Raw genomic sequence first — 2,944 nt, 5'->3', positions numbered from 1 at the left:
TCCTTCCCGAGACCCCGTCGAGAAAAAGTCGTGCCGGTCGGCACAAGGAGTTAAGGGCCTCACCCCACTGCCGACGAACCCGAAAGTGTTAAATCACGGGTATTCAATCGCTTCTCGTTCTGGCACGATTGGTGTTGAAGCCCCGGTGGAGCGCTATCTGTTAGAGCAATCTGGCAGGTATTCTCGCCGGGGCATAGACAAATTTCTCGAGTGCTCTGTGTGGAAGAACCATCATTCTCTTACTACAGCGGTGCCGACACGGTGGTCTTTTAGACAACATGACCGGTTCCGCTGCCCGCCTCGGTGGGAGCACAGGGTCGGTTCTCGTTTCTTAGCGGTCTTGGATAAGCTTTCTTTTCTGATGGTGGTACTTCGCCAAGTTCTTGATTCTGTCGCTGTTTTCGATGTATAGTGATTACCACTAGTACCGGCTCGCTTGTATCGGTTTCCGAGACAGGTCAGAGCCGGTCTTCATGTTTTTGTAAGCGGGTGGGCTGGTGGTCGATAAACCGTGGGCCAGTATCGATGAGCAGATCAATATCCTCACTCGTCGCGGCCTATTGGATGCCGGTGATTACCGCCGCGAGTTATCTACTGTCGGCTATTACCGGCTTTCGGGATACTCCTACCCGTTGCGTCAGCCAGCTCCCGAAGGCTCACCTCGGCGGCGTTTAGATCGTTTCGTTCCCGGCACACGTATGCATCACGCGGTTGAGCTGTACGAGTTTGACGAACAGCTGCGTCTTGCTGTGTGGCGGGCGCTATGCAAGCTGGAGGTGTGCCTGCGAGTTGACGTGGGGCACGTGCTGGGTGAGATCGATCCGTTCATTCACCTCGACCTCGAACGGATTTGGCCGTCAGGCGCAATGCATCGCCGTGCAGTACTGTTTACGCAGAAGCTAGCCCAAACGCAGTCGCGTTCCTCAGAAGATTTCGTCACGCATTACAACCAGACCCACGATGGGCGTTTGCCCGTGTGGGTGGCCACCGAGATTCTTGAGTTCGGGCAACTCGTGACCTTGTTCTCGTTGGCTCCCTTCGAACAGCGCTGCCGCATCGCTGACCAATACTCGATCCGTGCCGATGAACTCGAGTCGTGGATGCGCACCGTGAATTTCGTTCGTAACATATGCGCTCACCACGCCAGACTCTGGAATAGGCAACTCGTTATCCGTCCACTGGTCAAACACCGCCGCAACGACAAAACGCTATCGGCCGTGACACATTCTTCAGGACGTATATACACCGCGTTGGTGCTCACCGCATTCCTTTTGCGACGAGGAAATTTCACCGCTGAAATACAGGCCATCAGCGACGTCCTAGACAGTTTCCCCACCGATATACCCGGTGTGGATCTAACGCACATGGGAGCCAGTCTCGACTGGAAACAAGATCCCATCTGGACAATCAACAGCTAATCCTTACGGTAATAGGCGCACTCATACCCATCCGCGTCCAGCGGTAACCCTTTGGCCCATGCTGGGAGGGTGGACATGAGCTCGCAAGCATCAGTCACGGTGAAGCCGGAATTTTCGGGTTCGTCGATGACGATCTCGTCATGAACATGCATCACAATCCGATGCCCCGTCTTAGCGACTGCGTGCATGCCAGTGACGAGCAGGTCACGAGCGATCGCCTGCACGATATTCTCGACGAGTTTCCCGCCGTAGGTTTCTAACTGTCCCCAGCGGCGTGCCGTGGTGGTGCCGGTATAGGTGATAGACGTTCCACCCCACTGGTTCTCACCCAAACGCGGCTGCACATACGCAAGCCGTCTACCAGAGGGCAAGTCGATGAAGAGAATCCCAGACTCAACGGAGAATCGCAGGTTACGCAAGCGGATCGGCTGGCGTGACGAGATCGCGGCGATAGCGGCTTCTTCGACATCTGCCCAGAGCCCAACGATGTGCGGGTTAGCTTGCCGCCATGCGTCCACGATTGGTTTGAGTTCGTGTTCGGCGAGTCCCATATTGAGGGCTCCCATAGCTTTGAGAGCACCGACCGAGCCGCCATAACCGCAGGCGAGCACCGCAATTTTCCCCTTCTGACGAAGCTCACCATTAACGCCGTGCTTTTCGACCGAGACGCCGAACATACGCGACGCGGTCTCGCAGTAGAGGTCTTTACCTTTACGGAAGGCGTCCAGGGTGGTTGTTTCTCCTGCGAGCCACGCGATAACGCGCGCCTCGATTGCAGAAAAGTCCGCAACGATAAACCTGTGGCCGAGGCTGGGGATGAAGGCGGTGCGGATGAGTTGGCTGAGGGTGTCGGGCACGGACTCGTAGAGCAGCTCAAGTGCGTCCAGGTTGCCCGTTCTAACGAGCGTGCGGGCTTGGTCGAGATCTGTCAGGTAATTCCTTGGCAGGTTTTGTACTTGGACGAGGCGTCCGGCGAAGCGCCCGGTGCGCCCTGCTCCGTAGAACTGGATGAGTCCGCGTGCCCGGCCGTCACTGCCTGCGACGTTTTGCATGGCTTGGTATTTCTTCACCGAAGATTTAGCTAGATCGCCGCGCAGTTCGAGGACTTCTTTCACTTCACCAGTGGCAGTATTGAGGACGACGTCGACATCGGTCTTCGCCAACGACTCCAGCACGCAGCCACGCGAGGCGAGCCATTGTTTGAGCTGGATCGGCGAGTTCGGATTCTCCAACCCCGTGAGCTTCTGCGCACGAGTAAGTGTGGCGTTGCGGTGGTGCTCGTCCAGGGCAACGGCATTATCGACGAGCGTGTGGTCGAGAAGAATCCCGGCATCATTAATGCGTTGGTCAAGAGCATAGGTGTCCCATTCGGACTCTGGCATCGGAAAAAACGCCAGTCTGTCGTGGATAGCAAGTTCGACTTCGACGTCACGACGGTTGTAATCAATAAACCGTGCCCACCCGGCGGGATCAGCTGATGGTGGATTCCTGCGGTTGCCGCCATTCAAGACCGAGGGTGTGGCGGG

At 56.6% G+C, this 2,944-nt stretch carries 2 protein-coding genes; one reads left to right on the top strand and one right to left on the bottom strand.

The genetic code is table 11. From position 1 onward, the window contains the following. Positions 1–497 precede the first annotated feature (497 nt). Entirely contained in the window at positions 498–1,418 is a 921-nt protein-coding gene (locus tag G556_RS0107435; protein ID WP_028822318.1) for an Abi family protein, read from the top strand. Here G556_RS0107435 and G556_RS0107430 read toward each other — a convergent pair. Continuing rightward, on the bottom strand, positions 1,415–2,944 hold a 1,530-nt coding region (locus G556_RS0107430), incomplete at its 5' end, for a DNA polymerase (protein WP_028822317.1). The two genes, G556_RS0107435 and G556_RS0107430, sit on opposite strands and share 4 nt — an antisense overlap.

Source organism: Propionimicrobium lymphophilum DSM 4903, assembly GCF_000423485.1.
Classification (GTDB): Bacteria; Actinomycetota; Actinomycetes; order Propionibacteriales; family Propionibacteriaceae; genus Propionimicrobium; species Propionimicrobium lymphophilum.
This window is presented reverse-complemented; position numbering and strand designations above follow the sequence as displayed.